Origin of the sequence: Rhodococcus sp. 852002-51564_SCH6189132-a (assembly GCF_001665495.1) — a bacterium.
Lineage (GTDB): Bacteria > Actinomycetota > Actinomycetes > Mycobacteriales > Mycobacteriaceae > Rhodococcus > Rhodococcus pyridinivorans.
This window is the reverse complement of record NZ_LZMJ01000036.1, coordinates 1-25,522: the sequence shown is the minus strand read 5'-3', so window position 1 is coordinate 25,522 and position 25,522 is coordinate 1. Positions and strand designations below refer to the sequence as shown.

General features: G+C 67.1%; 27 protein-coding genes and 1 pseudogene. 15 read left to right on the top strand and 13 right to left on the bottom strand.

Features of this window, described 5'->3' with window-relative positions; all coding sequences use genetic code 11:
* Nucleotides 1-147: 147 nt before the first annotated feature.
* The 9 genes from A5767_RS07470 (at nucleotide 148) to A5767_RS07435 (ending at nucleotide 6,085) form a co-directional block, all read left to right on the top strand.
* Nucleotides 148-657, top strand: coding sequence for an iron dependent repressor, metal binding and dimerization domain protein (locus A5767_RS07470; RefSeq protein ID WP_072740577.1), 510 nt, complete (start codon nucleotides 148-150; stop codon nucleotides 655-657).
* 109 nt (nucleotides 658-766) lie between these two features.
* Complete coding sequence (locus A5767_RS07465) at nucleotides 767-1,144, top strand: BlaI/MecI/CopY family transcriptional regulator (protein ID WP_033098566.1); 378 nt, start codon at nucleotides 767-769, stop codon at nucleotides 1,142-1,144.
* A complete protein-coding gene (locus A5767_RS23325; protein ID WP_006554186.1) occupies nucleotides 1,141-1,575 on the top strand; it encodes a hypothetical protein in 435 nt (144 codons plus the stop codon). Before A5767_RS07465 ends, A5767_RS23325 begins: the two co-directional genes overlap by 4 nt.
* Entirely contained in the window at nucleotides 1,536-2,057 is a 522-nt protein-coding gene (locus A5767_RS07460) for a M56 family metallopeptidase (RefSeq protein ID WP_051121672.1), read from the top strand. Before A5767_RS23325 ends, A5767_RS07460 begins: the two co-directional genes overlap by 40 nt.
* Before the next feature lie 196 nt (nucleotides 2,058-2,253).
* Nucleotides 2,254-2,853, top strand: coding sequence for a cadmium resistance transporter (locus A5767_RS07455; protein WP_006554188.1), 600 nt, complete (start codon nucleotides 2,254-2,256; stop codon nucleotides 2,851-2,853).
* A 58-nt stretch (nucleotides 2,854-2,911) separates the two neighbouring features.
* Nucleotides 2,912-3,274, top strand: a complete 363-nt coding sequence (locus A5767_RS07450) for an ArsR/SmtB family transcription factor (protein WP_081263498.1) — start codon at nucleotides 2,912-2,914, stop codon at nucleotides 3,272-3,274.
* Nucleotides 3,271-5,229 carry a heavy metal translocating P-type ATPase gene (locus tag A5767_RS07445; protein WP_033098567.1) on the top strand — a complete coding sequence of 653 codons (1,959 nt, stop codon included), beginning with the start codon at nucleotides 3,271-3,273 and terminating at the stop codon, nucleotides 5,227-5,229. The genes A5767_RS07450 and A5767_RS07445 overlap by 4 nt, the downstream gene beginning before the upstream one ends.
* Nucleotides 5,226-5,741: a signal peptidase II gene (gene lspA / locus A5767_RS07440; RefSeq protein ID WP_051121673.1), complete on the top strand. Its 516-nt coding sequence runs from the start codon at nucleotides 5,226-5,228 to the stop codon at nucleotides 5,739-5,741. Before A5767_RS07445 ends, lspA begins: the two co-directional genes overlap by 4 nt.
* Nucleotides 5,738-6,085 carry a DUF3703 domain-containing protein gene (locus tag A5767_RS07435; protein ID WP_033098568.1) on the top strand — a complete coding sequence of 116 codons (348 nt, stop codon included), beginning with the start codon at nucleotides 5,738-5,740 and terminating at the stop codon, nucleotides 6,083-6,085. Before lspA ends, A5767_RS07435 begins: the two co-directional genes overlap by 4 nt.
* Nucleotides 6,086-6,532: 447 nt before the next feature.
* Here the strand turns inward: A5767_RS07435 and A5767_RS07430 are convergent, their stop codons facing one another.
* From A5767_RS07430 to A5767_RS07405, 6 genes are all read right to left on the bottom strand, one after another.
* Nucleotides 6,533-7,345, bottom strand: coding sequence for an SURF1 family cytochrome oxidase biogenesis protein (locus A5767_RS07430; RefSeq protein WP_039958570.1), 813 nt, complete (start codon nucleotides 7,343-7,345; stop codon nucleotides 6,533-6,535).
* The gene (locus tag A5767_RS07425; RefSeq protein WP_006554193.1) at nucleotides 7,333-7,887 is read right to left on the bottom strand and encodes a DUF6308 family protein; all 555 of its coding nucleotides are present in this window, start codon (nucleotides 7,885-7,887) and stop codon (nucleotides 7,333-7,335) included. Before A5767_RS07425 ends, A5767_RS07430 begins: the two co-directional genes overlap by 13 nt.
* Complete coding sequence (locus A5767_RS07420) at nucleotides 7,884-8,936, bottom strand: hypothetical protein (RefSeq protein WP_006554194.1); 1,053 nt, start codon at nucleotides 8,934-8,936, stop codon at nucleotides 7,884-7,886. The genes A5767_RS07425 and A5767_RS07420 overlap by 4 nt, the downstream gene beginning before the upstream one ends.
* A 162-nt stretch (nucleotides 8,937-9,098) precedes the next feature.
* Nucleotides 9,099-10,895, bottom strand: coding sequence for an arsenical pump-driving ATPase (gene arsA / locus A5767_RS07415; protein WP_006554195.1), 1,797 nt, complete (start codon nucleotides 10,893-10,895; stop codon nucleotides 9,099-9,101).
* 54 nt (nucleotides 10,896-10,949) lie between these two features.
* Nucleotides 10,950-11,345 carry an arsenite efflux transporter metallochaperone ArsD gene (gene arsD / locus A5767_RS07410; RefSeq protein WP_006554196.1) on the bottom strand — a complete coding sequence of 132 codons (396 nt, stop codon included), beginning with the start codon at nucleotides 11,343-11,345 and terminating at the stop codon, nucleotides 10,950-10,952.
* A 29-nt stretch (nucleotides 11,346-11,374) separates the two neighbouring features.
* The gene (locus A5767_RS07405; protein ID WP_006554197.1) at nucleotides 11,375-11,791 is read right to left on the bottom strand and encodes an arsenate-mycothiol transferase ArsC; all 417 of its coding nucleotides are present in this window, start codon (nucleotides 11,789-11,791) and stop codon (nucleotides 11,375-11,377) included.
* A gap of 64 nt (nucleotides 11,792-11,855) precedes the next feature.
* On the opposite strand from A5767_RS07405, the gene A5767_RS07400 reads away from it, so the two are divergent.
* Genes A5767_RS07400 through A5767_RS07385 form a run of 4 tightly spaced genes read left to right on the top strand, consistent with a single transcriptional unit; the run spans nucleotide 11,856 to nucleotide 14,516 of the window.
* On the top strand, nucleotides 11,856-12,263 hold the full coding sequence (locus A5767_RS07400; RefSeq protein ID WP_006554198.1) for an ArsR/SmtB family transcription factor: 408 nt from the start codon (nucleotides 11,856-11,858) through the stop codon (nucleotides 12,261-12,263).
* A 35-nt stretch (nucleotides 12,264-12,298) separates the two neighbouring features.
* Nucleotides 12,299-13,339: an ACR3 family arsenite efflux transporter gene (gene arsB / locus A5767_RS07395; protein WP_006554199.1), complete on the top strand. Its 1,041-nt coding sequence runs from the start codon at nucleotides 12,299-12,301 to the stop codon at nucleotides 13,337-13,339.
* Nucleotides 13,340-13,364: 25 nt separating this feature from the next.
* The gene (locus A5767_RS07390; RefSeq protein ID WP_006554200.1) at nucleotides 13,365-14,015 is read left to right on the top strand and encodes an arsenate reductase ArsC; all 651 of its coding nucleotides are present in this window, start codon (nucleotides 13,365-13,367) and stop codon (nucleotides 14,013-14,015) included.
* 45 nt (nucleotides 14,016-14,060) lie between these two features.
* Nucleotides 14,061-14,516: an arsenate reductase ArsC gene (locus A5767_RS07385; protein WP_033098575.1), complete on the top strand. Its 456-nt coding sequence runs from the start codon at nucleotides 14,061-14,063 to the stop codon at nucleotides 14,514-14,516.
* Between the two features lie 28 nt (nucleotides 14,517-14,544).
* On the opposite strand, the gene A5767_RS07380 is transcribed toward A5767_RS07385, so the two are convergent.
* The 4 genes from A5767_RS07380 to A5767_RS07365 form a co-directional block, all read right to left on the bottom strand.
* The gene (locus A5767_RS07380) at nucleotides 14,545-15,522 is read right to left on the bottom strand and encodes an arsenic resistance protein (protein ID WP_064061720.1); all 978 of its coding nucleotides are present in this window, start codon (nucleotides 15,520-15,522) and stop codon (nucleotides 14,545-14,547) included.
* 83 nt (nucleotides 15,523-15,605) lie between these two features.
* Nucleotides 15,606-16,373, bottom strand: coding sequence for a MerR family transcriptional regulator (locus A5767_RS07375; protein ID WP_039586197.1), 768 nt, complete (start codon nucleotides 16,371-16,373; stop codon nucleotides 15,606-15,608).
* Nucleotides 16,374-16,433: 60 nt separating this feature from the next.
* A complete protein-coding gene (locus A5767_RS07370) occupies nucleotides 16,434-16,751 on the bottom strand; it encodes a DF family (seleno)protein (RefSeq protein ID WP_006554203.1) in 318 nt (105 codons plus the stop codon).
* Nucleotides 16,752-16,769: 18 nt separating this feature from the next.
* The gene (locus A5767_RS07365) at nucleotides 16,770-17,657 is read right to left on the bottom strand and encodes a helix-turn-helix domain-containing GNAT family N-acetyltransferase (RefSeq protein WP_064061719.1); all 888 of its coding nucleotides are present in this window, start codon (nucleotides 17,655-17,657) and stop codon (nucleotides 16,770-16,772) included.
* 100 nt (nucleotides 17,658-17,757) lie between these two features.
* Between A5767_RS07365 and A5767_RS07360 the strand changes: the two are divergent.
* Nucleotides 17,758-18,971 (top strand): annotated as a pseudogene (locus tag A5767_RS07360) (NAD(P)-binding domain-containing protein).
* 176 nt (nucleotides 18,972-19,147) lie between these two features.
* Nucleotides 19,148-19,531: a hypothetical protein gene (locus tag A5767_RS23040; RefSeq protein ID WP_065996612.1), complete on the top strand. Its 384-nt coding sequence runs from the start codon at nucleotides 19,148-19,150 to the stop codon at nucleotides 19,529-19,531.
* Between the two features lie 920 nt (nucleotides 19,532-20,451).
* Here the strand turns inward: A5767_RS23040 and A5767_RS07355 are convergent.
* From A5767_RS07355 to A5767_RS07340, 3 genes are all read right to left on the bottom strand, one after another.
* On the bottom strand, nucleotides 20,452-21,429 hold the full coding sequence (locus A5767_RS07355) for a hypothetical protein (RefSeq protein WP_052040179.1): 978 nt from the start codon (nucleotides 21,427-21,429) through the stop codon (nucleotides 20,452-20,454).
* Nucleotides 21,426-22,415, bottom strand: coding sequence for a hypothetical protein (locus tag A5767_RS07350; RefSeq protein ID WP_006554208.1), 990 nt, complete (start codon nucleotides 22,413-22,415; stop codon nucleotides 21,426-21,428). Before A5767_RS07350 ends, A5767_RS07355 begins: the two co-directional genes overlap by 4 nt.
* 651 nt (nucleotides 22,416-23,066) lie before the next feature.
* A complete protein-coding gene (locus A5767_RS07340; RefSeq protein WP_006554210.1) occupies nucleotides 23,067-24,323 on the bottom strand; it encodes an IS701 family transposase in 1,257 nt (418 codons plus the stop codon).
* Nucleotides 24,324-25,522 lie beyond the last annotated feature (1,199 nt).

Sequence of the window (25,522 nt, the reverse complement as noted above, 5' to 3'; positions counted from 1 at the left end):
CCGCTGTGGCGCCCGTGGCGGGTTCACCACCTCGAGGCGGTGGAGGACTAACTTGCGAGCCTCTACCGTCGGAGCGGCCGCTGCGAAGAAACCTCGACCACGGCGCGGGCAGCCCGTCTGGGCTGGAGGCTGTCAGCAGTGTCAACCATGCACCGACGCCAGGGGGCCGCCGATCTGATCGTCCGCCCCACGGCGCACCGAGCGGAGTTGACCGGCCACGGCCGACAACACGCGAGAAACGTGGTGCGGCGGAACTGCCCGGTGAAGACCTTCAGGGCACCGGAGTTGTCCCTGCTGTGGATCGAACTCCCGAGAGAGGCCGACCGGCTCGAGCATGTTGTCGGCATACTGTTCGAGGTCCGACTCGTCCGGGTCCTGGGATATCCGCGGTCGAACCCGTTCGGCAGTCCCATCCCGTTCCCGACCGAAGACCGCGCCGAGTCGTGGCCCGATCTTCTGACCGCCGTCCTGCCCTGTCGACGATTCACCGTTCGGCGCATCGCCGATCACGACTCGGTGGCGCTCGGACTGCTGACCGGAGTCCACATCGGCCTGCACACCGTCCTGACCGACGTGGTGCTCGATCCGGTCACCGACCTGGTGCACTTCGACACCGCCGGCCACCGGCACATCCATCCGCTCGGTTGCGCTCAGTAGGTGCACGGTCGATCCGGGTGATCGGGAGGGTCAACGGCGGTGACCGGCCGCGGACGCATCCGGCCCGCCTTACCCTGGGAGAACGGCAGACACGAAAGCGGAGGCAACGGTGCGGGTGAAGGGGTTCGGTGAACTCGAGGCCGTGGTGATGGACCGGATCTGGGAGCGCGAGGGCACCACCACGGTCCGGCAGATCTTCGACGCTCTCGCCGCGCACCGCGACATCGCCTACACCACGGTGATGTCGACGATGGACAACCTGTACCGCAAAGGGTGGCTGGCACGGGTCCGCACCGGCAAGGCATTCACCTACTGGCCGACACTGAGCCGGGAACAACACACGGCTCGGCTGATGCGCGAGGTGTTCGACGCGGGCGGGCAGACCGATCTGGTCTTGACCCACTTCGTCGAGCAGATGAGCGCGGAGGAGTCGGCGAGCCTGCGCCAAGCACTGCGTCGACTGTCCGGCGGCGAGGACACCGCGTGATCCCCGTCCTCTGCCTGCTGCTCTACGCCGCCGCCGTCGCGGTGTTCGGTCCCGTGGTCCTGGCACGGCTGACCGCCGCCGGGATCGCCCCGCGCCTGGGCGTGGCCGCCTGGCTGAGCGCAATCACAGGTGTGTCCGTCGCCGCAACCGCTGCCGTGGCGATTGCCCTCGTCGACGTGCTCGGCAGAGGTGGTGACGCCGCTCGATGGATCGTCGACTGTGTCGGCGCGCTCTCGACAAGCGTCGGCGAGCACTCCGGCGCAGACATGCGTCTGCTGTCGGGAATCGTATTGTCCGGGGGGCGGCCGTGGGGGTCGTCGGGGCGTGGCGGATCTGCCGGGGTGTGCAGCGCCGCCGAGCCCGCACCCATGAGCACGCCCACCTGGCCCGGATGGTCGGACGTCGCATCCCCGATCTCGACGCAGTGGTGATCGACTCCGAGGAACGAGTGGCGTACTGCATAGCCGGACGCGAAAGATCGGTGGTGATCACCCGTGGCGCGTTGGCGGTGCTCGATCCCCGGCAGCTCGCCGCCGTCCTCGCGCACGAGCGAGCCCACCTCGGCCGCCGCCACTCGCTGGTGCTCGATGTCGTCCACAGTGTGGCAGCGGCACTGCCCGGGGTTTCCCTGTTCCGGGTCGGCGCCACCGAGATCGGGCGTCTGTTCGAGATGTGCGCTGACGACGTGTCGGTCCGCGGACAGGGAAGGCGGGCCCTCCTCGGCGGTTTGCTCGCCTTGGGTGGGCATCCGGCCCCGGAAGGTACCCTCGGCGGCGGCGGTGGGCTCACCGCCCGCGCCGCGCGGCTGGTCAGCCCGCCTCCGCCGCTCGTTCGTCTCGGCGTCACCGTCCTGCTCGGGGCCGTCATCGTCACTGTCCTTGCGGGGCCGTTGATGTGCACCTTGATGGATTGAGGCGTTGGGCGGCACCCGAGGTCCCGGGGGCCGGGGGCCGGCGTGGCCGAGGGCGATCCCACCAGGGCGGCGACTCTGTCATCGTCGAAACCCGATATAATCCCCTTCAATCGATTATAGGTGTGCGCCGAAGCGTTGCTGTCTTCCCGGATCGCTCGTAAGCGGACGGGTTCGGGCGCCGGGTCGAAAGGTGCTCATGAATCTGCTCGCGTCCGTCCTGCAGGCGGTCGGCCTGTTTCTCGTGACCAATATCGACGACATCATCGTGCTGTCGCTGTTCTTCGCTCGAGGAGCCGGGGTTGGGGGCACCACCACAGCGATTTTGGTGGGACAGTATCTGGGATTCGGCGCCATCCTCGCCGCCTCCGTTCTGGTCGCAGTGGGGGCGACGACCTTCTTGCCGGAGGAGGTGATCGCCTACTTCGGTCTGATCCCTCTGCTTCTGGGTGCGTACGCCGCATGGCGGGCATGGCGGGGGCGAGGGGAGGACGACGAACAGAAAACCGCCGGTAAGAAGGTCGCGGTAGGGACGGTCGCCGCGGTTACGTTCGCCAATGGAGGCGACAACATCGGGGTCTACGTCCCGGTGTTCGTCACTGTCGGAGCCCCCGCGGTGGTGGCCTACTCGATCGTCTTTTTGGCCTTGGTTGCAGTTCTGGTCATCGCGGCGCGCTACCTCGCCACCCGCAAGCCGATCGCCGAGGTTCTTGAGCGCTGGGAACACGTGCTGTTTCCGATCGTGTTGATCGGTCTCGGCGTGTTCATTCTCGCCGAGGGTGATGCATTCGGGCTGTGAGGATGCCCGCCGGTGACCCGACCTATTCATATCGTTGAGTGCCGGTTATTATCGTCATATGACGATCAATGATGTGGGTTGCCACGCCCGCGAATCCGTGGATTCGGCAGTGGCGTTGTTCCACAGCCTCTCCGACGGCACCCGCCTAGCCATCGTGCGCCGGCTCGCCGGCGGTGAAGCCCGCGTGGCGGATCTGGTGGGCGCGCTCGACTTGGCGCAGTCGACGATTTCCGCGCATGTGGCGTGCCTGCGGGACTGCGGTCTGGTGCAGGGCCGACCCGAGGGCCGGCAGGTGTTCTACTCGCTGACCCGACCGGAACTGCTCGATCTGCTCGCCGCGGCCGAAACCCTCTTGGCCGCGACGGGCAACGCCGTCGCGCTGTGCCCGAACTACAGCACCGACACCGGGGAGAAGTCGTGAGTGACGCGTGCGGTTGCGGCCACGACGAACCCCGCGTCGAGGGTGAGGAAGACCACGAGCCCGACAAGTGGTGGCAGGTCACCGAGATTCGGGCGGCCGCCGTCGCCGGGCTGCTGCTGGTTGCCGCCCTGGTCGTGGGGTGGACCGACGGCCCCCACCCGGTGAAGCTGACCCTCGAAGCCCTGGCGCTGATCGTCGCCGGCTACACCTTCGTCCCCTCCACCCTCACACGCCTGGCCCGCGGCAAGATCGGGGTCGGCACTCTGATGACGATCGCCGCCGTCGGCGCCGTGCTGCTCGGCGAGGTCGGCGAGGCCGCGATGCTCGCCTTTCTGTTCGCCATCAGCGAGGGCCTCGAAGAGTACGCGGTCACCCGCACCCGCCGCGGCCTACGCGCCCTGCTGAATCTGGTGCCGGACACCGCCACCGTCCTGCGTGGCGGTCGTGAACAGACCGTCGCCCCCGCAGAGTTGGTGCTCGGGGAGATCATGATCGTCAAACCCGGGGAGCGGCTCGCCACCGACGGCACCATCCGCACCGGCCGCACCGCCCTGGACACCTCCGCGATCACCGGCGAATCCGTCCCGGTCGAGGCCGCACCGGGCTCCGAGGTGTTCGCCGGCTCGATCAACGGCACCGGCGTTCTCGAGGTCGAGGTCACCGCCGGTGCGCAGGACAACTCGCTGGCCAAGATCGTGCGGATCGTCGAGGCCGAGCAGTCCCGCAAGGGCGAGGCCCAGCGTCTGGCCGACAAGATCGCCAAGCCTCTGGTTCCGGGGGTGATGGTTGCCGCGGCGCTGATCGCCGCGATCGGCAGCGTGTTCGGCGATCCGCTGGTGTGGATCGAACGCGCCCTGGTGGTGCTGGTCGCCGCGTCCCCGTGTGCGCTGGCCATCGCGATCCCGGTCACGGTGGTCGCCGCGATCGGCGCCGCGTCCAAGCTCGGTGTCCTGGTCAAGGGCGGTGCCGCCCTCGAAGCGTTGGGCCGGATCCGCACCGTCGCGCTGGACAAGACCGGCACCCTGACCCGCAACCGCCCCGAGGTCATCGACGTCGCCACCACCGGCGGCGCCACCCGCGGCGACGTCCTGAACGTCGCCGCCGCCCTCGAGGCCCGCAGCGAACACCCCCTCGCCGCAGCGATCCTCGCCGCCGTCGACGACTACACCCCGGCCGAGGACGTCGATGCGGTCCCCGGGGCCGGACTGACCGGACACGTCGGCGGCATCCCCGCCCGGCTCGGCCGGCCCGGCTGGATCGATCCTGGCCCCCTGGCCGCGGATATCGAGCGGATGCAGCACGCCGGAGCCACCGCGGTGCTCATCGAATGCGACGGCGCCCTGATCGGCGCGGTCGCGGTGCGCGACGAACTGCGCCCCGAAGCCCGCGACGTCGTCGCTGAGTTGCGCCGCGACGGTTACACCGTGGCGATGCTCACCGGCGACAACGAGCGCACCGCACGAGCGTTGGCCGCCGCCGTCGGCATCGACGAGGTCCACGCCGATCTGCGTCCGGAGGACAAGGCCCGCATCATCGACACTCTCCGCGGTACGCGGCCGACGGCGATGGTCGGCGACGGCGTCAACGACGCCCCGGCCCTGGCCACCGCCGACCTCGGGATCGCGATGGGCGCGATGGGCACCGACGTCGCCATCGAAACCGCCGATGTCGCCCTGATGGGTGAGGACTTGCGGCACCTACCCCAAGCCCTGCAGCACGCCCGACGCTCCCGGACGATCATGTTGCAGAACGTCGGCCTCTCGCTCGCGATCATCACCGTCCTGATGCCCCTGGCCCTGTTCGGGATACTCGGGCTGGCCGCCGTCGTCCTGGTCCACGAGATCGCCGAGATCATTGTGATCGCCAACGGGGTGCGCGCCGGACACGCCCGGAGCCTGACCGCGACAACAGAATCGACAAAGTCATCCGTGCCGGTCGCCGGAGCTCGGTCATGACAGATAAGGACAACTCCGTGTCGTCCGTAGTGCCCGTGGGCAGGCGGCGTTGCGGCCGAGGTATTCTCGTCGTGCTGGTGGGTGCCCTGGCTGCGGTCGCGTTGGCCCTCGATCCGGTGGCGCGCGACGCGCTGTCCGGTGGGCGGGCAATCGATTTCGGGTTGTTGCAACTACGGTTGGCCTACAACACCGGGGTCGCGTTCAGTCTCGGTGACCAGCTCCCCCCTACCGTCGTTCTTGCCGTCACCGCTGCCCTCACCGTGACGATCGGCGTGTTCGCCTGGCGCACTGCACTCGACAGTCCACTGATCCAGACCATCGGCCTGGCCGCGATCGTCGCCGGCGCCACCGCCAACGTCGTCGACCGCTTCCTTGATGGCAAAGTCACCGATTATTTCCACACCGGGTGGTGGCCCACCTTCAACCTCGCCGACACCTACATCACCTGCGGTGTTGTCCTCGTCGTCGGCGCCCTGCTTCTCGCAACCTCCAACAGGGACCACATCTCATGAGTCGAATGCCCGAACAGCTGCGCACCCTCTACACCGCGGAGATGACCGCCGCTCGACATAGCAGCGACGATGTCAGGCGCTGGCGCCACCTCGAACGCGCCCACATCTTGTCCCAGCCCTACCCGTGGCCGCACACCCGCAACCACCTCGCCATGTTCACCTTGGCGCTGCGCCAGCGTGATCGCCGCGAGGCTGTGGGCCAGGTCGTGCGGATTCTGCTCGCCGCTCCCGGCTCGGCGCTGGGCCGCTACCCTCAAGGCAACACCGGGCGTACTTCGGCGGGGCTGATGACCCCGATGCAGGTCCCGGAGGATCTGGTTTCGATGCTCACTCGACCCACCTGACACCGCGCCTCTCGCTGCGATTGAGTCAGACGGAACAACAAGTCCGGTAGTGCACCGTCTTCCTCATCTACTACTTGCTGTCCGAGTTCGAAAGGGGCCAGTCAGGGACCACCCGCACGTTGTGCTGCGCAGACACGGATTATGTTGAGGTCCGGGCAATCATGTGGCGGCCAGAATCGCAGGACTCGACTTGCCCTCATACCGTCGAACCGAGGTGAACGAGTCCTGCGACCTGACTCTCCCTTCCCTCAGAAGGGAAGAAAACCTTCCGTCTCATTCTACAGAGCAGATCCCGAAACCGGCACGGCACTTTGTGTGCTGGAACTTTTTTGCTCGAAGCATGAGGAACCGCTGGGCGTTGATGCTGAAATGTGCGCGGTCCAAAGATGGCCGTCGCTGCCCGCGTAGCTCGTGGACTGTCGAATCGGAGCACAACGTTGGGCTCGGTTACCGCGGCCGGCCGTACCGGGCGGCGAGACTCTCGCTCGCGGAGAGCGGCGTCTCGTCGTCGGTTCGGGTGGCCTTCACCTTGCGGCGTTCCCTCAACTCCGCCCACACGAAATACCCCAGTCCCATTGGGGCCATGATCCCGAACGCGAGCCACTGCAGCCCGTACGACAGATACGGACCCGCATCAAGTTGGGGAAGTGGGATGACTCCGAGCCCGCCCGGCTGGTGAGCATCGAGTTGTAGGTAGACGTCTTCGAGTTCGAGACCCGTCACAGCCGCGACCTGCGGCGCGTCGATAAAATACACTTGCTGATAGCCCGCGTCAGTGAAGGGCTCCTTGCCGTCCATTGTGCCTTGGGACTTGCGGATCCGAGCATCGAGCGAGACATTTCCGCCCGGTGCGGCGGGGATTGCGGGGACCTCGCTACCGCGTACCGGACGCACATAACCTCGATTGACGAGAATCGTCCGACCATTACCCAGCGCAAACGGCGTGAGCACTTCGTACGCGGGTTGGGATTCGACGCTGCGCAACCGGACGAGCACATCAGAGTCGGGCAGATACGAGCCCTGCGCGACGACCCGCCTCCACTCGTCGTCGATCGTCGCACTGTCACCGCCGAGCAGCTCGGCGACAGGGACCGGGTCCTGCGCCATCGATGCCGAGATCCGCGCATTCCGATCCTCGGTGCTCGTGTTCTTGCTCAGCTGCCACGGGGCGAGCAGGGTGAAGCACCCATACGCGAAACCGACTACCACCACGGCCAGAATGAACCAGCTCGGACGGAGAAGAAACATCACACGGCGCACTTGTTCACGGTAGACCCCAGAGTGGACTCTTCTGCCATCGCATCCCCTCTCGACGCGCTCAACGCCCAGCTGCTGCGGCGCCTCCACCTCGACCTCACCCACCTGACCTTCGAGTCGAGGATGGGGAACAATCCGGGGCGTTTGAGGTGGAGCACCTTGCTGATCTTGGCTACCCCCACGCGCCGGGGCGCGGCCGTGCGGAAATGGTCGTAGAGGGCTTCGGCCCGGTCGTAGAGCTCGCCGCTGATGTTCGGGTCGGCCTCGACCAGTTGTGCTTCGATCGGCGCCGCCGCCCACGGGGCGTCGACGGCGGTACGGATGAACCAGTCGAGTTGGGCGTGGCTGATGCGGGAGCGCACCTTGTGGGTGCGGGCGATCTCGTCGGCGGTGATCTCCTTGAGTGCTCCGGGTCCGGGCAGGTCGTAGCGGGCCACGGTCACCGCCGGATAGCCGTGGGCCTTGGCGGTCGCGGTGTCGATGTCGATGCTGCGTCCGGCGATCACCAACACGGTGGCCCCGTCCTCGCCGCGGGTGCGGTTCATGGCTTCTGCCGCCCGGCCGGGTCCGGGTCGGTGTCGTTGATGCCTCCCAGATCGGTGTATGGAGTCGCAGCGGACGTGTCTGCGGTCGTCGCAGCGGCGATTTCCGTCGGGTCCGGCCGGCTCGAGATGCGGATCGTGCGAGCGAGTGCCCGCAGGTCCTGGAGCGAGCGGATTCCGTCCGGGACGCTGTCGTCACCGGGTGACCGTAAGGCGTTCGAGTTCAGCGGGTTGGTGGCATGCCGCTCTTCTCCATCCTCGTCCGCGTACGGAGAACGGTCTCCGAGCATCTGGCGGCTCAATTCGCGCATCTGGCGACATTCCTCGATCTTTTCGACGGCCTGCTGTGCTCGGATCTTTTCGGGCTTGAGGTACTCCTCGATCCGTCCGATGTCCGTGGCGAGGTGCGCCATCGCGGGGGCGATCTTCTCCAATGCCTGTATTGAGCGTTTCTGCAGGGAGTGCAGTGAGTCCGAGTGCGTCGAGAATGTTCCCCACCTATGAACGCTCATGTCGAGCACGAACGTGTCGCTGTAGGTATCACGCTCGTTGGGGGCAGATCCGTAGGTGATGGTCACGGTGACTCGATCGGGGATCTGTTCATCGTTGCGGATGGACCGGTCGGGGTCGTCCGGGTCCTCTTTGCCGATGAAATAGATGTTGAACAGTTCGTTACCGGGCATGAAGGTGGGGATGGGGTCGGCGTAGCGCTTGAGGAGGAATGCGATGATGCTCGGCTGGCCGCTGTGGGTAGGTTGCTCAGCCAGTGGTGGGTCGAATTCAACCTTGACGTTGTACGCCACCGAGGGTCCGAAGTTGCGTACGACCAGAGACGCCGTCCGAGCAGATAGTTGAGGATCGATCACCAATTCAGCACCGACCATCGGCCGTGATCGGTCCCGACTGTCACGCTTCGTCGCCCGCAACGTGCGAACAGCCACGAAAGCTGCGGCGACCGCCGCCGCTGCGGCCACGACCGTCGCACCACCACCGACAGCCGCACCCACCGCGGACACAAGATCGGTGGTGTCGGACGCAAGGACAGTCGGCACAGTTCTTCTCCACGGGTATTCAGGCGGCAGGGTGGGCGATAATGTCCGATACATCGTCGCAGCATCGAGTTTCAATACTCGAGCGGCGAGTAGCTCCCGATTCTGGGTAGACCTGTGGACGGACTTCCGCGGGAGAAGTTCCGCTGAATCCTCTACAGGTAGCTACTGCACCGGCGACGGTTCCGGACGCAGTTCGGCCAAGGATCCCACCGCGGTGATTCCGACGGGTTCGGTGGTGGATAGCGGAATCACCGCGTACCGGTCGGCAAGCTCACCCCGGACCTTGTCGATCTGCTCGAGTTCGGCTACGGCCCGCCGGCGGAGCAGCGGTGCGGTGGGCTCCGCTGCGGCAAGAGAGTTGTTGACCACCCACGCCCACGGCTCGATACCGGCGCGTCGCAAATCGCCCTGCAGACCGGCGGCCTCGAGCACCGGAGTGGTCTCGGCGAGCGTGACCAGCACAATCTTGGTCTGTGCCGGGTCCTGCAGCCGCATCAAAGGAGTGGTGAAGCGTCCGCCGTCGCCCATCTGCCGGGCGATCTCACGGTGATACGAGCCGGTCGCATCGAGCAACAGCAAGGTGTGACCCGTGGGGGCGGTGTCGACGACGACAAACTTGCGGCGTGATTCGTGGATGACCTTCGAAAACGCCTGGAACACCGCGACTTCTTCGGTGCAGGGGGACCGCAGATCTTCGGCGAGGGTGGCGCGGCCGGCGTCGTCGAGCCCGGCGCCCTTGGCGGCCAGCACCCGGTTGCGGTAGGCCTGACTGGCCTCATGGGGGTCGATGCGGGAGACCTCAAGATGGTCGAGTTCCCCGGCGAGAGTGTCGGTCAGGTGCGCGGCAGGGTCGGTGGTGGTCAGGTGCACGTCATGGCCACGGCGGGCCAGTGCCACCGCGATCGCGGCGGCGACGGTGGTCTTACCGACCCCGCCCTTGCCCATGCACATCACCAAACCGTGCCCGTCGGACTCGATCTCATCGACCAGATCCGCCAGGGAAGCATCGGTGACCGCCGCGACGTCCGGATCGACGCCGACGGCACTCGAGGCCGTGGTGATGTCGAACAGGGTGGCCAGAGCGTCGAGACCGACCATGTTCACCGGCTTGAGGGCGACCAGATCCGTGGGCAGCGCCGCGATCGCGGCGGGAACCGCGGCGAGCGCCGCCTGTTCGCGGTGATGCACGGCGGTGGCCAGCTGATCGGTGTCGTCGACGGGGGCGGGCAGCACGCCGTTGACGACCACATGCTGTCTCGTCATGCCGATCGCGGCGAGTTCGTCGTGGGTGCGGGCGATTTCGGTCAGCGCAGAGCGGTTGGCGCGGGCGACGAGCACCAGGCGGGTGCGACCGGGATCCGACAGCGCCTCGACCGCGCCGGCGTACATGGCCTTCTGCTTGTCGAGGCCGGCGAGCGGCCCGAGGCAGGACGCGTCGCCCTTGCCGTTATCGAGGAATTCGGTCCAGTTGCCGGGCAGCTGCAGCAGCCGGATGGTGTGGCCGGTGGGGGCGGTGTCGAACAGCACGTGATCGAACCCGGCGACCCGGTCGTCGGGATCGGTGAGCAGCGAGGTGAATTCGTCGAACGAGGCCACTTCGGTGGTGCACGAGCCGGACAACTGTTCGGTGATCGACGCGATCTCCGCGTCGGGCAGCAATCCGCGGACCGGGCCGACGATGCGTTCACGGTAGGCGGCGGCGGCCTGTTCGGGATCGATCTCGAGCGCCGACAACCCCGGCACCGCGGGGATCTCGGTGATCGTGTTGCCGATGCTCAGACCGAAGACCTGCCCGACGTTCGACGCGGGGTCGGTCGAGACCAGCAGCACCCTCTTGCCGGCTCGGGCCAGGCGCAGCGCCGACGCGCACGCGATGGAGGTCTTGCCGACCCCGCCTTTGCCGGTGAAGAACACGAACCTGGGTGGGTCGGTCAGGAACGTCGGGTCGGTGGCAGTCATGGCAGCAGATACTCCTCGTCGGACGGATCGGCGGGCGGGTGCGGATCTGGGTGGTCAGCAGCAGGTGGACTCGTCCGGTGTGCAGCACGAGTCGTTGTCGTCGGCGAGCCCGAGCATGGTCACCCCGGACGGCGCTGCGGCGGGAACATCGAGTCCGGCCCACGTGGCGAGCTCGGCGCGGGTCGGGTAACGCCCGGTGGCGACGGTGACGTCGTCGACGAGCACCAGCGGAAGACCGTCCGATCCGGCAAGTTCGAGGAACTTTGTGACGGTCTCGTTGTGCGCGAACGCGAGCGGGTCGTTGGCCAGATTGTGGCGGGTGATGGTGGCGCCCTGCCCGGTCAGCGCGGCCATGTCGGCGGTGAAGGTGACCAGGTTCTGGTCGAGGTCCTCGCCGCACACGCCGGTGTTGCAGCACAGGGCCGGTTCGAAGACTGCGATCGTGCTCATGGTGTTCTGCTCCTGGTTGGGGTAGGTGCTCAGCGGGTCGCGTCGAGTAGCCGGGTGGCGAGTTCGTCGACGCGGGTGGCGATGTCGCCGCGGACCAGACGCATCCGCTCGATACCGTCGACGCCGCGCTCGGACGGCTCGTCGATGTCCCAGTTCTCCACGACTACGCCGGCGGGCGCGTCGACGTGGGCTTCGCCGCCGAGGGTGACGACGAGGTCGACCTCGGACAGCAGCTGCGGATCGATCGGCTTGGGGTACTCGCCCGCGGTGGGTGCCCCGACTTCCTCGAGAACCTGCATCGACAGGGCGTTGAGCGACGAGCCGGGCGTGGTGCCGGCCGAATGGACAACGATCCGGTCGCTTGCGGTCTTGCGCATGAGGGCGGCAGCCATCTGGGATTTGCCGCCGTTTTTCACGCACACGAACAGCACCGAGGGTGTGGGCACGAGGGGTGGTCCTTTCCGACGGACTCGGGTTGACGATTGAATTGATAGAAGTCAATATAGACGTATGTCGAATCAGATGTCGAGCGAGGCCGAGCTGTGCTGCCCTCCACTCTCGCGTGAGCCCCTGACCTCCGATTGGGCCGGCGACCTGGCCCGCATGTTCAAGGCCCTCGGCGATCCGGTGCGCCTGCGCATGCTCAGCATGATCGCCAGCCACCAGGGCGGCGAGAGTTGCGTGTGCGACATCAGTCCCGCCTTCGACCTGTCCCAGCCCACCATCTCGCACCACCTCAAGGTGCTGCGCGAAGCCGGACTGCTCGACTGCGAACGCCGCGGCACCTGGGTGTACTACCGGGTGATCCCTGCCGCGCTCGAGCAGTTGTCCGCAGTGCTGGCCACCGAATCGGGGGTGCTACCCGGATCGACCTGTGCGTGCACCCCGGCCGAACCTCATCAGGAGACCGTTTCGTGACCACCACCACCGAAAACCGTTCTGTGGCAGGAAAAATGTCGACCCTCGACCGCTTCCTGGCCGTGTGGATCGGCATCTCCATGGTCGTCGGCCTGCTGCTCGGCCGGATGATCCCCGGGCTCGGCGACGCTCTGAGCGTCCTCGAGATCGACAACATCTCGCTGCCGATCGCCCTCGGTCTGCTGATCATGATGTATCCGGTGCTCGCGAAGGTGCGCTACGACCGTCTCGACACCGTCACCGGCGACCGCAAACTGCTGATCTCGTCGTTGATTCTGAACTGGGTACTCGGCCCGGCGCTGATGTTCGCCCTTGCGTGGTTGCTGCTGCCGGATCTGCCCGAGTACCGTACGGGTCTGATCATCGTCGGCCTCGCACGCTGCATTGCGATGGTCATCATCTGGAACGACCTCGCGTGCGGCGACCGCGAAGCCGCCGCGGTGCTGGTCGCGATCAACTCGGTGTTCCAGGTGATCATGTTCGCCGTCCTCGGCTGGTTCTATCTCTCGGTGCTGCCGGGATGGCTCGGACTCGAGCAGACCGCTTTCGACGTCTCCCCGTGGCAGATCGCCAAATCGGTGTTGATCTTCCTCGGCATCCCGCTCGTCGCCGGTTTCCTGACCCGGCACTTCGGTGAAAAGGCCAAGGGCCGTGACTGGTACGAAGACACATTCCTGCCGAAGATCGGACCGTGGGCGCTGTACGGGTTGCTGTTCACGATCGTGCTCCTGTTCGCGCTCCAGGGCGAGCAGATCACGTCGCAGCCGTGGGACGTCGCGCGGATCGCGTTGCCGCTGCTCGCCTATTTCGTCCTCATGTGGGGCGGTGGGTTCCTGTTCGGCGCCGCGATCGGTCTGGGTTACGAGCGCACGACCACCTTGGCGTTCACCGCTGCGGGCAACAACTTCGAACTCGCTATTGCCGTGGCGATCGGCACCTTCGGTGTCACCTCGGGTCAAGCTCTGGCCGGTGTCGTCGGTCCGCTGATCGAAGTGCCGATCCTCGTCGCCCTCATCTATGTCTCGTTGGCGCTGCGCAAGCGTTTCAAGAGTTCAAATACCCCTGCTGTGCAGTAAAAGTCGATACGCCAGGAGGCGACCGATGTCTTCACACCCCGCACAACCGGAACTGCTCATGCCTCAGGCGGTGCTGCAGCGTTCCGCCGAGCACCTCGCCGACAAGTACGCCGGGGTGTTCTCCCCGCAGACCGTGGAACGGATGGTGTTCGAGTCGTACGCTGCGCTGCGCCGCACCGCCAAGATCCACACGCACCTGACCGCCCTGGCCACCCGGTTCGCCGGCGAACGCCTCACCGCGCTGGCACAAGCCGACGGTGCGATCACCAAGGACGTACCGGAGGTGCTGTTCGTGTGCGTGCGCAACAGCGGCCGCTCCCAGATGGCGGCGGCGTTGCTCGCCCACCACGGCGTCGGACGCGTGCATGTGCGCTCCGCCGGATCGGCGCCCGCATCGTCGATCCATCCCGTTGTCGTCGAGGCGATGGCCGAGATCGGGCTCGATCTCGGCGCCGAATACCCCAAACCGCTCACTGATGATGTGGTGGCGGCCGCGGACGTGGTGGTCACCATGGGCTGCGGTGACGCCTGCGCGGTGTATCCGGGCAAGCGCTACCTCGATTGGTCGCTGCTCGACCCGGAAGACGAGTCGCTCGAGGCGGTGCGCGGCATCCGCGACGACATCGATGCCCGGGTCCGTGTCCTGCTGACCGAGCTCGGCGCTGTCTCTGTCTGATCTTGTCTCTGCCTGACCTTCCTCTACGAAAGGACGTTCCACTTCATGACCACCCACTCCGCCACCGATCGCACGCCGTCGGTGCTGTTCGTGTGCGTGCACAACGCCGGCCGTTCCCAGATGGCCGCCGGGTTCCTCACCGCCCTGGCCGGGGATCGGATCGAGGTCCGCTCCGCCGGCTCCGCTCCGGCCGCGCAGGTCAACCCCGCTGCGGTCGAGGCGATGGCCGAGGTGGGGATCGATATCTCCACGCAGAATCCGAAGATCCTCACCGTCGACGCAGTGCAGGCCTCCGATGTGGTGATCACCATGGGGTGCGGCGACACCTGCCCGGCATTCCCGGGCAAGTCCTACCGGGACTGGGTGCTCGAGGACCCGGCCGGGCAAGGGGTCGAGGCGGTGCGGCCGATCCGCGACGAGATCAAGGCCCAGGTCGAGGCGCTGATCGCCGAGCTCGTTCCAAACGTCGCCCGCGCATCAGCGTCCCCGCACTGTCGATGACCTGATCATCGACAGTGCGAGCGATGCCTCACGGCAGAGATGCTGTCGGTGTGTCGGGAACCATGCGTGGCACGAGCCGGACGTAGAGGACCATGCCGACGAGCTCGACCAGGGTTTGCGTGACGACGATGACGGGGGTCAGGGCATAGCCGGCCGGTAAGGCGAGCGCGAGCGGAAGTACCACGAGCGAATTGCGGGTGGCACCACTGAAGATCAACGCACGTGAGCGGCCGACGTCGAACCGGAACACTCGTGCCGCGATGAATCCGAGTCCGGCCATGAGAATCAAGAAGGCGGCGTAGACGGGGATGACCGTGCCGACGTGGTGGAGTTCGTCGCGAATTTTCGGGATCTGACCAGCCACGACGACGAACAGGGTTCCGGCCATCAGTGGAACCATCGCCGCGGTGAACGCGGTGGTGAGCACGACACCGACACGGCGCCGTGCAGCCAGGGCCTGCGTGACCCACGCCAGGGCGAGCGGTGCGACGATCAGGATGAGAAACGCCTCGAGGAACGGTGCGACGTCGACGATATCGGTGAGCTCTGATCCCATGAACAGCCACAACAGCAGCGGCAGTGCCGCCATCTGGGCGAACATCAGCAGCGGTGAGGCGGCAAGCAGTCGCCTGCTGTCACCTCCGGCGAGACCGGAGAACACGATGACGTAGTCGATGCAGGGCGTGAGCAGGGTCAGCAGGATGCCCAGCAGCACGGCCTGCGGGAATGTCACCACCAACGTCAGGGCGGCGACGACGAGCGGGACGACGACGAAATTGAGAACCAGGGCCGCGGTGAGGAACCGGCGGTCGCGGACGGCCTCGGCCAGTGTGGTGAACGGCACCTGCAGGAAGGTGGCGTAGAGCAGTGCCCCGAGCAGCGGGTAGATGCTCGCTTCGAACACCGACGAGGAATCCGGCAGGGTCAGTCCCACGACGGCGCCGGTCACCAGGGCACCGAGGTAGACGAGGATCTGGTGGCGTTCGAGCCACTGGGTCGCGGACATGCGCTGGTAGAGGCCTTTCGAGGCGGGTCGAGCGAGGCAGCAGTGGGGACCGGCTGTGAAAGCCAGGGATGTGGGACCGGTGGTCAGCGAGCAGGTGGGGCGCTCGTGCCGTCGCCGAACAACGCGCGCACCATTTCTGCAGCCGCTGCCGGTGCCCCCACGTCGAGGATCACTTCGGTACCGCGCAGATGCAGGTCGAATTCGTAGAACGGGCAGCAGTGCTGCTCGGCGGCGGCGAGTTCGGCGAGTGCACCGACTCGGTCGATGGGCAGGCGCAGTCGCACATCCGCCGGACCGGGTTCGCGGACAACGTCGACGAGTACCTGCTGCCACCGGTGCACACGTTCCCCGTGGTCGGCGGCGTCGAGGGAGCAGGCAATCGGCGGGTCGGCCGGCACGGTGATCGCCGCGCCAGGCGCAGCGAAAGGAGGGTCGACGACCTGGGTGCGGGGCTGCGGCGCAAGGAATCCGCAGCCGGCATCGCACGGCTCGGCGCGATCAGGCAGGTCGTCGAGCTGGGCAAGAGCATGCCGAAGCGTGTCGGTGAAGGCGGCGAGTTCCGCGGTCCGGGTGGCGGCCTCGTCCAGGCGAGCGGCCATCTTCGGGCGTAGCTGCGCACGGACCTCGGCGCAGGGATCGTGCTCCCACACCGCCAGTAGTTCGCGGATCTCACCCAAGGGGAGTCCCACGTGCTTGGCCGCCTGGATGAACGCAACGCGGTCGACATCCCGATCTCCGTAGACGCGATATCCACTGTCGGTGCGCCCCGCCGGGACCAGTCCTGCGGATTCGTAGAACCGCAAGGTGGTGGCCGGGACACCGGTGTGTTCGGCGAACTGGGAGATCAGCATCGTGCTCACTCCTCGACGGTAAACCTTCGAGTCGACTCGAAGGTCAAGCCCGACACCGGCTCAGCCCTGCCGACCTTCGACCCGGCGGAGCACGTCGATCAGCTCCGCGGTGCTCGGGGCGCCGCCGGGTCCGTCGGCGGTGCGGTAGACGCGGCAGGTCAACCCGACACCCTCGGTGGGACCGAACGGGTCGATCCCGTCGATGCGGATCGTCGGGGAGCCCGCGAAGGCGGCGCGCTCAGCAGCCTCCGGGGTCTCGATACGGCGCAGCCGGATCGGGGTGCCGGCGTTGCCGGTTGCGGCCAGGGCCTCGGCGAGGCGGTCGCGGGCGAGCTGCCAGTTCGGGCAGCCGTCGAAGTACAGCAGTTCGATATCCATGGCGGTCGGTCCCGTTCGTCAGTGGTTGTCAGCGGCGGGAACGGACTCGGAGCGGCGTTCGAGCAGTACCGTATCGCGCCACACCCCGGCGAGTTTGCCGATGCGTTCGCGCACACCGACGGTGCGAAACCCCGCCGAATGGTGCAGGGCGAGGCTGGGACGGTTCTCCGGGAAGATGGAGGTCTGCAGCGTCCACAGTCCGGCCTGATCGGCGGCGATGACCTGGGTACGCAGCAGCGCTTTGCCGACCCCGCGTCCGCGCATGCCGTCGCCGACGTACACCGAGTTCTCGGCCACCCCCCGGTAGCACTCGCGCCCCGACACCGGGCTCAACGCTGCCCAGCCGACCACCTGGCCCTCGATCTCGGCGACCCACCGATGCCCGGGCAGCCACTGGTCCTCGAGGACCTCGCGGGTGGGAACCTCGGTGGTGAACGTTGCGGTACCGGTGGCGATGCCCTCTCCGTAGATGCGGCGCACCGCCTCCCAATCGCGGTCGGCGAGCGGGCGCACGCTCACGTCGGCCGGGACGTCCTCGGGGCAGCACGGCCGTGCGGTGAGCACACCCATGACCGCGTCGGCGGCACTGGGTAGGTCGCTGCAGCAACTCGGGTTGACCATCACCACGGTGCTGGTGCCGTGTTTGCCGGTGGTGACGAAGCCGACGTCGGCGAGCTTGCGGACGTGATGGGAGATGGTGGGCTGGCCGATCCCGAGGATCTCGGCGAGTTCCCCGACGGTGATGCCGGCCGGGCGGGCGGCGACGTGGTGCAGCAGCCGCACCCGGGTGGGCTCGGCCAGGCAGGCGAACCACCCGGCGTAGGTGGCCGCGTCCTCGGGGCTCAGGGCGTCGATGTCCACCTCCGCGCCGGGGATGGCCGGGGTCGGCAGGCCGAGTGATGTCATACCCCCACTATATCGATCGGCATCGATGGCTGCATTCATCGATGCCCATCTATATTCTGGCGGCAGCTTAGATCGATACCCATCGATGAAAGGATCTGTTATGAGCGAGTTGCCCGTCGTCGTGGTGGGAGCCGGACCGATCGGCCTGGCCGCCGCCGCTCACCTGCGTGAAGGCGGCCTCGAGCCGCTGGTACTCGAGCGGGGTACCAGCGCCGGAGCCGCCATCACGCAGTGGCACAGCGTCCACACCTTCTCCCGCTGGGCCGAACTGATCGACCCCGCAGCCCGCGTCTCCTCGACACCACCGGCTGGAGCGCCCCCGGCGTCGACTCCTACCCCACCGGCCAGGACTGGGCCGGCCGGTACCTGACCCCGCTGGCCGACGCCCTCGGCGACGCGGTCCGGCTCGACCACCAGGTCATCGGCATCGCCCGCCGCGGCCGCGACCGGATCGTCGACGCCGGACGCGACACCGAACCGTTGTCGGTGCACGTACGCCACCGCGACGGCACCGAATCCCGCCTGCTCGCCCGCGCCGTGATCGACGCCTCGGTCACCTGGGACACCCCCAGCCCCCTCGGCGGTGAAGGACTGCCCGCCCTGGGCGAGCGCGCCGCCGCCGAGAAGATCACCTACCGCGTCCCGGACCTGGGCGAGGACGCGGTGCGCGCCCGCTACGCCGGCCGGCACACCGTCATCGCCGGTAGTGGCCACTCAACGCTCAATGCCATCGTCGCGCTGGCCGAACTCGCCCGCACCACCCCCGGCACCCGGCTGACCTGGGTGCTGCGCCGCGGCGACGTCGGGCTGCGCGCCAAGACGGCCGTCGACGCCGGACTCCTCGAGGTCGTCACCGGCTTCCGCACCGCCGCCGTCGAACCCACCACCGACGGTCAGCTCACGCTGGTCTCTGACACCGGCGCCCGCATCGACGCCGTCGGCGAGGTCATCGCCTCGACCGGGTTCCGCCCCGATCTGTCGTGGCTCTCGGAAATCCGCCTCGACCTCGACCCGGTCCTGCAGGCCCCGACCGCGCTGGCCCCGCTGATCGACCCAAACGTGCACTCCTGCGGCACCGTCTATCCGCACGGAGTCGCCGAGCTCTCCCACCCCGAACCCGGCTTCTACGTCGTCGGCATGAAGAGCTACGGCCGGGCCCCGACGTTCCTGGCGATGACCGGATACGAGCAGGTCCGCAGCATCGCCGCCGCCCTGGCCGGTGACCACGACGCCGCGGCCCGGGTCGAGCTGACCCTGCCCGACACCGGGGTGTGCGGCGGCGCCGGAGTCTTCGACGAATCGACCAATCCCTGATCCCCCGCTCCCAAGGCCATCACTCGTATCGCAGTCAGATGCGGCGCCGACGCATCGATGCCCGCCTCGTACATGTCGGTGACTGATCGAGCGCTGTGCGTGCGCCTGTAGCTTCCACCGCCGACCAGCTGTCCGAAGGAAACCTCCAAGTCCCGGTTCCCGGTTATCCGGAGATAGTGACCGAAAAGCCGGGTGAACTGATCCGGGGAAAGGCTGATCGCTATGTCGTTGTCGGCTACGTCGTGTCGTCCAGCCGTGCGAGCACCCGTGACAATTACATCGGCGCCCAGTGTGCCTGCGGCACTGGCCAACGCAGCCGCTCGATGGCGGTCGGCGATCGACAACTCATCGTGGCCAGCGGCTACCTCACCACGGTGATGGTCGAGCTGCGAGTAGACACCGAAGAAGTGTCCTGTGGCGCCCAGCACCTGGTCAACGCCAACAAACCCCTCCACCCCCACGACCGAGGAGTCACCCCTTCGGGGAGCCTCGTCCACGGTAGTGAAGTGAAAGCGGTACCACCGGTCGATGCCGAGAGCATTCATCCAATCGGATGGTGAATCGTCGTCGTTCTGAACGACAAGGCAGGACTCGATCTCGCTCCTCGTCAAGAGCGCTACCAGCGCCTCCACCGAGGATTGTTCGAGGGTGCCAGTGTCAACGAGAACTCTGATCTGACGAGTCGCCGGTTGTAGGGGATACAGCGGAACGCTCTCGCGTCCAGGAGAACTGACAGGTGGTCGAACGTAGCGGACGAAACGATGATTGGGGAGACCCCGGGGCACAATCAGCGGCACGATATTAGATTCGCATCTCCTGGCCCCGGGACCATCCAGCGACATCGCCGTCGGCGGCACATCACGTGAATAATCTGTGATCACCTGGTGTAAGTCGCTGGACCTGGCACCTGACGTAAGTGTCGATACTGATGGTGACAGTCCGGAGGCACGGGAGTGTCCGAGCGGGCGGGGATGTCGTCCCCATATCGTGCCGCCGCCGGTTGATGTCGGTGTCTGGTTCACCGGCTCCACGACCGTACCGACAAGGCGTTGCAGAAGCTCGCGGTGCCGGCCGGATGCTGCGCGAGGCAGGTGGGCAATGGGCTACGCCGCCGCAGCGTGCTGGCACGAAGTGGACGGGGAAGGGATCGGGTGCATTCGGTCGCCTCTCGGCGAAAGGCGCAACACGGCTCCAGCCGAACGGAACTCCGTGAAGGCAAAGGGTTGAGCCCGGGGGACACGGAAACGCACCCGATCCGGACAGTGCAACGCGCCCCTGCCTCCGGCTATTCCCGGCGCGAGTTGTCGTGGGCACGATAGCGTGAACTGCACCAGTGGCTCGGACCCAGGCTTTCTGATCCGCGTCGATACCGATGCGTGCAGTGCGTGCGATGCGTGCACGCATCGCGAGCCATGCATGCACCGTGGGTCGCGGACAGCGTGCGAGGTCTGGGGCTCCTCTCGAACAAGGAATGCCGGGCTTACAGCTCCAGGTCGGGGCCAGCCTGGGGACTGTGGTCGGGTGGCTCCGGCTGGGCCGGGGTCGTACTACCGCCGGGTGTACCGGGCTTCGAGCGTGGTGGGTGACCGGACACGGCGGCGCGCAGAGCCGACAGCAACGCCTCCTGTCCGCTGGGATCACGAGCGATCTGCTGCGCGGTGCCGGTGTCGCTTGGCGGTCGGGCCGTGTGGGGGTCGACCACGTAGCGGCGAATGAGACCGGACAGACGCGCCGGGGCGATAGTCAGTCCGTCGATGCGCTGGCCGCGGTCGAGCATGGCGACCAGCTCGTGCAGAGCCCGGGCTGCGTCCTTGCGGGCACCGGTACGGGCGGTGTGCAGCTTCCAAGCGGGAAACCGGTCTCGGTGTTCATGGGTGATCGACAACAGGGTGCACAGGTCGGCGACATCCTTGGCGGCGAGGCGGCTGCGCCAGGCGAGCGCCTTGAGCACCACCGCCTGCTCGACGCCGGGCACCGGCACCCCGAAACGCACGGTCTCGCCGGTCGTCAGGCGTGCCCGCACCCGCACCCGAATCGGGTCGGCGGCCAGCGCGAGGGTCAGACCGGGAATGGCGTCGAAGCCGCGCCCGGCGTACTCGACGCGTTCGATCCGGCGACCACCGGTGCCGGGAACCAGGAGATCAACCGACAGGGGAGTGCCGTCCCCGGAGGGTGCCTCGTAGTGGTTGCCGGTCACCAGCCGATAACCACGGGCAAGTAGCGCGGTGTGGAAGGTGGCGTCGGCCGCGGCGACAGGGTCCATGCCTGCATCGGCGTCGGCGGTGACCCGGGCAGCGGTGTCGGTGGGGTAGAGGCGACCGAGCAGGTGCACCATGTGCCCGCCGACGACCCGATAGTTGGCCCCGGCCGTGGCCGCGGCGAGATCGGCCAACGCCCGCAGGCCGCGGTCGGCGGCATTCGACGCGGCGAGGATCTCCACCTCGGTCGTATCAGTCACAGAGCAGCCTTCTGACGGATCGTGGCGAGCACATGATCGGCGGCTTCGGCGGCATCAGCGCCACCGGTGCGCAGCACATCGCCCGCAGTGATCAGCGGATCGGCCAACAGCACTGGCTCGCTGATCTCCGCGGTGCGCCACAGGGTCGGATCGGCGGGGACCTGCACGGCCATGGTGTGTTCGGCCTCGGTGGCGGGACTGAAGCCCGCGGCGGCGAGGTCGACGAACCGATCGGTGTAGAGCATCGCCCGGGTCGGCAGCCGCCATGGGGCGTACACATCGGCCGCGGCATCGCCGCTGACCAACACTGCCACATCCTGCCGGGCGCAGAAGTCAACAACGGCGGTGGCCTGGGCAATCACTGGATCCAGGCCGTACCAGTAGGTCACGGCGCCACCGGGACCGGGATAGCCGGCCAGATAGTCCGCGAGCAACTCCTCGGGGGATGCGGCGAACCAGCCGTGCTCGGTGCGCCGCGCCGCCTGTAGCTGTTTGAGGGCGAATGAGACTGCCTGCTGGGAGACCTCCAGTGTCTCGGCGAGCCGGTGTTGGGTTTGCGCCCTATCCGAGAGCAGCAGGACCCGGGCCAGAGCCCAGCGCACCCAGGGTTTGCGGCCCCGGGCAGCAGATGCGGCAGGGGATGTAGGGGTTGCGTTTTCGGTCACGTCGTAGCGCGCGCCGGCGAATACGAGTAGGTCTTCGTCCACGGCGATGAGATCGATTTCGCCGTTTGTCGCGAGAGTGCGCAGATGCGCCGTGGCGTGTGGGGTTACCACGAGCACGCGCCGGGCTGGGCCCGGTTCGGCGAGCAGCCGGGCGAGGACCGTGGGGGTGGGTGGCCGCCGGGATATGCGCACCCGGGTCGGCAATTCCCGGCCGTCGGGCAGAGTCAGGTCCCAGGCGTCGAGGGAACCGGAGACAAGGCGGATGCCGGCACGACGCAGCAGCGCGATCGCGCCGGAGAGAAGCTGTGATGTTTCGGCCATGCTCGTCCCCTCGACGTGTACAAGCTTAGATGAGAAATCCTACTTTATCTTGTATTAGCTGCTAGAGCGTATAAGAATGTCGAAGTTCGCCCGGTCGCTGGTCGACTGGAGGCACGAGCGGGCACCGAACGGTGGAGCGGCTCGGCGCCGGCGTGCCTAACGTGACGGTGTCCGGTTCTGGTCCACCCTTCCGTGACGATCCAGCGGCGGGGTCGGTATCACCGGTTGTCGGGGTGAGACGGTCGCCGGGTCCCGATCCAGTGAATACCGTCGGGGCCAGGCGAATACGGGTGCGGCAGGTAGCTGGGACAGAACTCGCCGGTGTGCCAGGCGCTCGCGACTGTCTCCGGATCGTCGGGTGCGAAACCTGCTCGGATTGTGGGCAGGTGTTCGCGCCAACCGACCAGGCCGGAGTCATCGCGACCCCATACCCGCACCACCAACGTCATGACCGAATCCGCCCAGCTCAGCCGTTCGATCTCGTACACCCCAGTGTCCCAGGATCGTGCCGACAGATGTCTGGTCAGCGCGGACAAAAAGCGCATATCCTAGTAGTACTTTGTTAGGTTGGGAAGGTGTGATGGCAGGTCGGGCAGGTACCGATCCAATAGGCCAGTGTGCGTTGGAGTTCGCGCACAATGCCGTAGAGGGTCAGTCCCGCCCGATCGCTTTTGGGTCGGTCAGCCGCAGGGTGGTGAGAAACAGGTGTGCGGCGGTGACGAGGATGACGTGGTGGTGCCAGCCGAGCCAGGAGCGGCCCTCGAAGTGGTCGAGTCCGAGACCGGTTTTCAGTTCCCGGTAGTCGTGTTCGATGCGCCAGCGGATCTTGGCCAGGCGCACCAACTCTGACAGCGGGGTGTCCTCGGGCAGGGTGGCCAGCCAGAAGTCGGTGGGCTGCGCCGCGCCCGCCGGCCATTCGGCGAGCAGCCACGCCTGCGGCAGGGTTCCATCCTCGTCGCGGGGAATGGTGCGGTTCGCGGGGCGGATCCGCAGCGCCACGAACCGTGAGCGCATCACCGCGGTCGGGTTGCCCGGACCGGTCTTGGTTCCGCGGCGCCAGGTGACCTCGGTCAGCGCGCCTACTCCGGCCGCCAGAACGAGATCCCTGCAGGTCACGGCCGGTGGGTAGCGTCGGGTCGGAGGCCGCCCGCGCCCGGAGTACGCGGCGGCGGCCGGGACTGCATCGGCGGGGTGCGCGAGGGTGGCGCCCTTGACCGCCACGACATAGACCAGATCGCGGTCGGTCAGGCCCTGCCGGAAGGTCGCCGAGTCGCCGTAGCCGGCGTCGGCGACGATCACCGGCGGGATCCGGCCCCACGCGATCAGCTCGTCGAGCATCTCGAGAGCCATCACCGCCTTGGTGCGATAGCGCTCCTCGGTCGGGATCGCGTTGCGTCGCCGGCGAGCGGTGATCGCCGAGGCCGTCTCCGGATCGTCGCACCGCTGATCGTCCCAGCTCTCAGGCAGATACAGCCGCCAATCCAAGGGTGCGGACGCGGTATCGGTGGCGGCGTGCACACTGACCGCGACCTGGCAGTTTCCGACCTTGCCGAGGGTGCCCGAATACTGCCGGGCCACACACGGCGAGGCGTCACCGTCCTTGGCGAATCCGGTGTCGTCGATCACCCACGCATCCGGGGAGATCAAATCACACGCTTTGCGGGACAGTGTTTTCCGGACCGGTACCGGATCCCACGGTGAGGTGGTGACGAACTGCTGCAGGCGTTGGTGATCGATCCCGAGGCGGTCGGCCATCGGCTGCATCGACTTGCGGCGCCCGTCGAGCATCAACCCTCGCGCATATACCCCGGCCGTTGCTCGCTGGTCCTTGCGTTTGAGCGAGGAGAACACCTCGCCGATGAACGCATCGAGACGTTCACCGACATCGGTCAGGGCTGCGGCATCCACCTGGTTATCGTCTCGGACATCTCGCCGAATCTCGAGGCCTCACACCAGGAAGTGGTGAACCTAACAAAGTCCTACTAGTCCGCTTGTTCGAAGTCACCGTGCCGGACGGTCGGCAGTTCCTCACCGACGTCGCTGGTGCTGTAGTACTCGTGGCGACCGTTGTTTCCGGTGCCTCGGTTCCGGTCCATGGCCGAAGTCTGCCAGGCGGAATTGCCAGGATCCCTACCCTGAGTCGCAGTGTCGCACCATCACACACAGTGGTCCAGAACCCGGTTTCCGACCCCACAGAGGATCCCCGGTAGCAACTCGCACGTGCCAGCGGGCTTGACGGCCTCTCGACGTGGCGTCCTTCGGATCGCAGGATGGCGCTGATTGGCGGGGTCACCCTTGCGCAGTTCCGCCACTGCGATAAATCATGGATAACCCCGATTATCCATCAAATGTGGAAGAGGCGAGAAGGGGCGATCGGTGGTCGCAGCACCCCGGGGGACGGGATGATCCCGCGCCACCAACATGCGCATCGTCCGCGCGATCTGCGGCGCGCAACGCGCACGCGACGACCACACGGTGCTGCCGCAACGCCGCATCGGTGAACCGTGGGTCGGTGCAGTGTGCGCGTCGCTGCGGCATGGCACCCGATGCATGAGCAGCCGAACGCGCGTCGAGCGGATCGGCGGCTCGATCCGGCACGGGCGCCGGCAGGCCGGTCGCAGTCCGGAGGTGAGCCGGACTCGAGCCAGAGGCCGAGTGACAGGTGGGGCCCATCGCATCGATCCGGGCGAACCAGGGATCTCCGAACGCCTCGGACGCCCTGCCGCACCTGTCCGGAGGAGGTCCGGTTCCACTCTAGTTAACATAATGTAGATTATCGGCAATTTGGATATGGGCGGTGACCTGGGGTTCGGCGCTGATAATCCCGATGCCGTCGAGTGACGTCCCTGATCCGCAGATTCGAGCCGTCGTCGCACGCACTGCATCGCGTCGTGCGCCGTGCCGTCCGGCGCGCGTTGTTCCCTCCGCCTCGTGCGACGTGCGAACCGCGCCGCACGACGCGCTCCCGGCACTCGAGCTTGCCGCGCATTCGCCGTGCCCGGACCGGTCCGTGCCCGGCCCGGTCCGCCGCCTGGTGTCGGTTCGCTGCCTCGGGCGCCCGATACGACCTTCCGGGCCCGCCACCCTCGCCCCCTGCCTGTCCGCCC